This is a genomic window from Vibrio sp. 378 (assembly GCF_033339435.1).
This window is the reverse complement of the sequence record NZ_JAWOUO010000129.1, coordinates 1-1,137: the sequence shown is the minus strand read 5'-3', so window position 1 is coordinate 1,137 and position 1,137 is coordinate 1. Positions and strand designations below refer to the sequence as shown.

The 1,137-nt window shown below is 44.4% G+C and carries 1 protein-coding gene; it reads right to left on the bottom strand.

Translation table 11 applies throughout. From position 1 onward, the window contains the following. Window positions 1-150 precede the first annotated feature (150 nt). Window positions 151-1,137 carry a CobW family GTP-binding protein gene (locus R7Q48_RS24590; protein ID WP_021487104.1) on the bottom strand — a complete coding sequence of 329 codons (987 nt, stop codon included), beginning with the start codon at window positions 1,135-1,137 and terminating at the stop codon, window positions 151-153.

The following is a 1,137-nucleotide window of genomic DNA, read 5'->3' as shown; positions in this document are numbered from 1 at the left end:
CTTTAAAAATTTAGCCGTGCACTATACCCGAATTTGAGTGATTTATCTCACTTTTCTCACTGAAACTCGATAAAAGAAAAAACGGTGAACCCTGCCATGCAGTCGATTCACCGTTTCATTCCAATATTTGCGCGAAGAATGGCGAATTCCCTATCCTTCAATACCCGCAAGTTGCAGTAATATTTGCTCTAGTTCATCCCAAGGAAGAAGCTGAGAATCAATCACTTCAAGTCGTGATTCAAACCCTTCTAAGCTGATTTCGTTGACCGATACCACGCGATTTGCCACGTTAAATGCGTAACACCCTTGATTGGTGTTGACTACCGCTTTCACACGTTCGGCAGTTAGGTCAGACAACATCGAGAACAGCTTATCAAAATCGAACTTGTATTCAGCGCCAAATAGCCAGCCACAACTGAAATAGCCCTGCCCTTTGTTCTCTTTACGGATGAAAGCTTCACCCGGTGGTAACTGAAACTGAGGCTCTTGGTGTGCATGCTCATGGTGATGCGTTTCGATATGAGAAGAAGCACTGCCGTGTACGCGTTCAATATCCAGAACTTCAATCGGCAGCTCGCCGTTGTGAATCAACTTACTGAACACTTTAGCTGGCGTTTGATCGGTAACCCAATCGTTGAACACATCAATATCATGGCTTGAACAGAGATCGACTTTGCTGCCAATCACCACATCGGCACTGTCTAGCTGATCAACAAAGTTTTGATTAGACGTGTATTTTTCATCGCTCAAGTTACGAGGGTCGACTAACGCGATGGTCGCCTTTAAATCAACGTATGGCAGATATTGCTCTGATGTCAGCGTCGCAATCACTTGTTTTGGATGACCAAGGCCTGTTGGTTCAATCAACAAACGATCTGGCTTTTGGCGCAATAATGCCGTAATACCAACAGACATAGGAACGCCTGCGGTACAACACATGCAACCGCCCGGCACTTCTTTAATCAACGCACCTTGGTCGGTCATTAATGCACCATCGATGCCAATCTCACCAAACTCATTGACCAACACCGCCCAATTTTCATTTTCAGGTTTGTTCTTTAAAAGATTTAAAATCGTGGTCGTTTTACCGACACCCAAAAATCCGGTCAGTATGTTGGTTGGTACTCGATTTGACAT

What these genes read in the sequence shown, in the direction of transcription:
- R7Q48_RS24590 (WP_021487104.1), bottom strand. Translation starts at nt 1,137, where the DNA reads ATGTCAAATCGAGTACCAACCAACATACTGACCGGATTTTTGGGTGTC.